The 5069-nt window shown below is 73.1% G+C and carries 4 protein-coding genes; 2 read left to right on the top strand and 2 right to left on the bottom strand.

The annotated features are described in order from the left end of the window. Positions 1–269: 269 nt before the first annotated feature. Entirely contained in the window at positions 270–1469 is a 1200-nt protein-coding gene (locus tag ACFE67_RS13950) for a class I SAM-dependent RNA methyltransferase (protein ID WP_375407480.1), read from the bottom strand. A 114-nt stretch (positions 1470–1583) separates the two neighbouring features. Between ACFE67_RS13950 and ACFE67_RS13945 the strand changes: the two genes are divergently transcribed. Both ACFE67_RS13945 and ACFE67_RS13940 read left to right on the top strand, forming a co-directional pair. Continuing rightward, positions 1584–2219 (top strand): Maf family protein, encoded by a 636-nt coding sequence (locus ACFE67_RS13945; RefSeq protein WP_375407479.1) that lies wholly within the window; start codon positions 1584–1586, stop codon positions 2217–2219. 87 nt (positions 2220–2306) lie between these two features. After that, positions 2307–4127 (top strand): acetyl/propionyl/methylcrotonyl-CoA carboxylase subunit alpha, encoded by a 1821-nt coding sequence (locus ACFE67_RS13940; protein WP_375407478.1) that lies wholly within the window; start codon positions 2307–2309, stop codon positions 4125–4127. A 60-nt stretch (positions 4128–4187) separates the two neighbouring features. On the opposite strand, the gene ACFE67_RS13935 is transcribed toward ACFE67_RS13940, so the two are convergent. Then, on the bottom strand, positions 4188–5069 hold an 882-nt coding region (locus tag ACFE67_RS13935), incomplete at its 5' end, for an NAD(P)H-quinone dehydrogenase (protein WP_375407477.1).

The raw sequence follows: 5069 nt of genomic DNA, 5'->3' as shown, positions 1-5069 counted from the left end.
CGACTCATGGTCATCAACCACCGCCACCCGCACCACATCAACCGCGCTCTCAGGCAGGACGATCGACACGGACGGACTCCTCGTTCGGGATAGTGGACCAACGGTAGGAGCGAAGCCCCCCACTCGTCGCGTCCCCGATCGGGGAGTCGCGGTCCCCAATTCAGGGCGCGTCGCCTTCCGGCGCACCGCGGGTCGGCATCGGTGGAGCGATCCGGGCGCCCCGCGCCCGTGTCGGGACGTCCCGGAGCCGGGCGGATCGCCGCGCAGTCCTACTCCTCGCGCACCAGGCGCGCGACGGCCTCCAGGTGGTGGGTGTTGGGGAAGAGGTCGAACGCGTCGAGCGTCACGGCCTGCCAGCCGTGCGCGGCGAAGGTGCCGAGGTCGCGGGCGAGGGCGACCGGGTCGCACGCGACGTAGACGATCTGCGCGGGCCGAGCCGCGACGATCGCCTCCACGATGTCGCGGCCGGCGCCGGAGCGCGGAGGGTCCAGCAGCACGGTCGCGCCCGGCCGCTCCTGCTGCCGGGCGGCGAGGAACGCGTCGACGCGCGCCTCCACGGCTCGGGCGCGCGGCAGGTCGGCGAGGTTCGCGGCCGCGTGCGCGCTGGCGGCGCCGTCCGACTCGACGGTCGTGACCCGCACGTCGGCGTCGCCGGCGAGCGCCGCCGCGAGCAGCCCGACGCCGCCGTAGAGGTCGAGGTTGTCGGCGTCCGGGTCGAGCAGCGCGGGATCGACCGCCGCGCGCACTGCGGCCGTGAGCACGGCGGGTGCTGCGGGGTGCACCTGCCAGAAGCCGAGCGCCTCCAGCCGGAACTCCCGCTCCCCCACCCGCTCGGTGATCGGCGGCCTCGCGTCGCGCCGGCCGGCGGCGAAGGACCCGGACGACGCGGCGACGAGGTCGACCTCCCGCCCGACCGCGGTCGCCGGCAGGAGGCCCTGCAGCGATTCGACCGCGAGCGGCAGATCGTGGACCGGCACGACCCGCTTCGACCGCGCGGCGAACGGGCCGACGCGGCCGGACCGGTCGACGTGCAGCCGCACGCGGGTGCGCGACCGGAGTCCGTCGTGGCGTCCGGGCACGGCGATCACGTGCGGGTCGAGGGCGGCGATCCGATCCTGCGGCAGCCCTCCGATCCGCCCGAGGGCGTCACGGAGGACCTCCTCCTTCAGCGTGCGCTGGCGGGCAGGCGCGATGTGCCCGAACTCGGCGCCGCCCGCGCGCTGCTCGGGTGGGCGGTCGAGCGACGCGTCCGCCCAGATGTGCGGGACGCGATCGGCGGAGCCCTCGATCACGCGCAGCGTCTCCGCTCGCCAGAAGCGGTCGTGCCGGTCGTCGGTGATCCGGGCCAGCACCCGCTCGCCCGGCAGCGTGTCCGCGACGAACACGACGCGGCCACCCAGCTCGGCGACGGCGACGCCGCCGTGCGCGATGCGCAGCACGTCCAGCTCGACCTCGCGTCCGTCCACCACGGGTCCACCCTGGTGCACGCGCCTGGTGTTCACGGATCAGGGGATCCGGCGGCCGGAGGCCTGCCGGATCCCCTGATCCGTGCACACCGCCCTGGCCCCGTAGCGTGATGGATCGTGCGCCTGGTCCTCGCCTCCACCTCCCCCGCCCGCCTCGCGCTGCTGCGCGCAGCGGGGATCGAGCCCGAGACCGTCGCTCCGGGAGTCGACGAGGAGGCGGCCGTCGCGGCCCTCGAGGCGGAGCGCGGGTCCGCGCTCGACCCGGACGAGCTCGTGCAGCTGCTCGCGCGGCTGAAGGCGGAGGCGGTGGCGAGCGTGCTCGGCACGACCGACGCGCTGATCCTGGGCGGCGACTCGGCGTTCGCATTCGGGGGCGTCACCTACGGGAAACCGCTCGAGCCGGCGGTGGCGCTGGCCCGCTGGCACGCGCAGCGCGGCGGCGCCGGGGTGCTGCACTCCGGGCACCACCTGATCGACGCGCGGACGGGTGCCGGGTTCGGGGAGACGGCGCGCGCCTCCGTGCGGTTCGCGGCCGACCTGGACGACGACGAGCTCGCGGCCTACGTCGCCACCGGCGAACCGCTCGCAGTCGCGGGCGCGTTCACGATCGACGGGCTGGCCGGCCCCTTCATCGACCGGATCGAGGGCGACCCGTCGACGGTCGTCGGGCTGTCGCTCAGCGTCCTCCGACGCCTGGTGCGGCAGACCGGGACGCCGTGGACCTCGCTCTGGAACCGCGCCTCCGGCCTGTGATGTCGTGCGCCGCGCACAGTGGAATCCGGGAAGGTCTGTATAGGTCCGCCAAAGAGTGGCGTGCGCCTGGGAATACTGTTGGTGTCGATGTCCGCTCCCGATCTCCCCTCCCCGGTGCCGCGACGCATCACGAAGCTGCTGATCGCGAACCGGGGCGAGATCGCCGTCCGGATCATCCGCGCCGCCCGTGACGCGGGCATCGCCTCCGTCGCCGTGTACGCCGATCAGGACCGGGACGCGCGCCACGTGCGGCTTGCGGACGAGGCCTACGCGCTCAGCGGCACGACGAGCGCGGAGACGTACCTCGTCATCGACAAGCTGCTCTCCGTCGCGCGCCGCAGCGGCGCCGACGCGGTGCACCCGGGCTACGGCTTCCTGGCCGAGAACAGTGCGTTCGCACAGGCCGTGATCGACGCCGACCTGATCTGGATCGGGCCGTCGCCCGCCGCGATCGAGGCGCTCGGGGACAAGGTCACAGCCCGGCACGTCGCCGAATCCGTCGGCGCCCCGTTGGCGCCCGGCACGCTGAACCCGGTCGAGGACGCCTCCGAGATCGTCGCGTTCGCGGAGGAGGTCGGCCTGCCGATCGCGATCAAGGCGGCGTTCGGCGGCGGCGGGCGCGGGCTGAAGGTCGCCCGCACGATGGAGGAGATCCCCGACCTGTTCGAGTCGGCGACGCGTGAGGCGGTCGCCGCGTTCGGGCGCGGCGAGTGCTTCGTCGAGAAGTACCTCGACAAGCCGCGCCACGTCGAGACCCAGTGCCTGGCCGACGCGTTCGGGAACGTCGTCGTGGTCTCCACCCGCGACTGCTCGCTGCAGCGGCGGCACCAGAAGCTCGTGGAGGAGGCGCCCGCCCCGTTCGTGACGGACGAACAGCGCGAGCTGCTCTACCGCTCGTCGAAGGCGATCCTGCAGCAGGTCGGCTACGTCGGCGCCGGGACCTGCGAGTTCCTGATCGGCTCGGACGGCACGGTCTCGTTCCTCGAGGTGAACACGCGCCTCCAGGTCGAGCACCCGGTCTCGGAGGAGGTCACCGGCCTCGACCTGGTGCGCGAGCAGTTCCGCATCGCGGAGGGGCAGGCGCTCGGCTACGGCGACCCGGTCGCGCGCGGCCACTCGATCGAGTTCCGCATCAACGGGGAGGACCCCGGCCGGAACTTCCTCCCCTCCCCCGGGCCCGTCAGGTCGTTCCGGGTGCCGGGCGGCCCCGGCGTGCGGCTGGATTCCGGCGTCACGACCGGCGACGTCGTGTCCGGCGCGTTCGACTCCCTGCTCGCGAAGCTGATCGTGACGGGCGCCGACCGGAAGGACGCGATCGAGCGCTCGCGTCGCGCGCTCGCCGAGTTCGAGGTCGGCGGCCTGCCCACCGTCATCCCGTTCCACCGCGCGGTCGTCCGCGATCCCGCGTTCACGGCGGAGGACGGGCACTTCGGCGTCTACACGAACTGGATCGAGACCGAGTTCGCGAACGAGATCGAGCCGTGGAGCGGCTCGCTCGGCGATCAGGGCCCGACGGGTCCGGCGCCCGACGATCGGCAGCGGGTGACCGTGGAGGTGAACGGCAAGCGCATCGAGGTGTCGCTGCCGACCGCCCTCGCGCGCCCGGACTCCGCAGCCGCCGCGCCGCCGCCTCCGCGACGCCGCTCCGCAGCGGGCCGCGCCGGCACCACCTCCGGCACCGCGGTGAAGGCCCCGATGCAGGCGACGGTCGTCAAGGTCGCGGTGACGGAGGGCCAGCACGTCGTCGAGGGCGACCTCGTCGCCGTGCTCGAGGCGATGAAGATGGAGCAGCCGCTGACCGCGCACCGCGCCGGCGTCGTCGCACGCGTCACCGCGACCGCCGGCACGACCGTGTCGTCCGGGACGGTCCTGCTCGAGATCCTCGACGAGGTCCCGGTCCCGGCCTGATTTCGTCGTTCAGGAGTTCCGGCGCGGCGAAGCCGCTGCCAGAACTCCTGAACGATGAAATCAGGCGACGATGTGCATCGCGCGCGCGGCGTCCGTGATGGCGCCGGAGAGGCTCGGGTAGACGCTGAAGGCGCGCGCCAGCTGGTCGACGGTGAGCCGGTGCTCGACCGCGAGCGCGATCGGCAGGATCAGCTCGCTCGCCCGGGGCGAGGCGATGACGCCGCCGATCACGGTGCCGGATCCGGTGCGCGCGAACAGCTTCACGAACCCGTCGTGCATGCTCAGCATCTTCGCGCGCGGGTTGGAGGCGAGCGGCAGCTTGTAGATGTCGCCCTGCGCGATCCCCTCCTCGATCTGCTTCTGCGACCAGCCGACGGTCGCGACCTCGGGCTGGGTGAAGATGTTCGAGCTCACGTTGCGCAGCTCGGTCGGGGCCACGGCGTCTCCCATCGCGTGGTAGACCGCGGTGCGGCCCTGCATGGACGCCACCGAGGCCAGCGGCAGGAAGTCGCTGCAGTCACCGGCGGCGTAGATGCTCGGCATCGAGGTGCGGGCGACGCGGTTGACCCGGATGTGTCCACTCTCGGTCAGCTGCACGCCGGCCTCCTCGAGCCCGATGCCTGCCGTGTTCGGAACCGACCCGACCGCCATCAAACAGTGGGATCCCTCGACCGTGCGCCCGTCGCTCAACGTGACGACCACGCCGTCCGCCGTGCGCTCGACCTTGCTGGCGCGGCTCTTGCTGATGACGTCCATGCCGTTGCGGGTGAAGACGTTCTCGATCACGCGCGCGGCATCGGCGTCCTCGCCGGGGAGCACCTGCTCGCGGCTGGAGACCAGGGAGACCTTCGCGCCGAGAGCCAGGTACGCGGAGGCGAACTCCGCGCCGGTGACGCCCGAGCCGACCACGATCATGTGCTCCGGCACCTCGTCCAGCTCGTA

It is taken from the genome of uncultured Amnibacterium sp., assembly GCF_964244015.1.
Lineage (GTDB): Bacteria > Actinomycetota > Actinomycetes > Actinomycetales > Microbacteriaceae > Amnibacterium.
This window is presented reverse-complemented; position numbering and strand designations above follow the sequence as displayed.

What these genes read in the sequence shown, in the direction of transcription:
- ACFE67_RS13940 (WP_375407478.1), top strand. Translation starts at nt 2,307, where the DNA reads ATGTCCGCTCCCGATCTCCCCTCCCCGGTGCCGCGACGCATCACGAAG.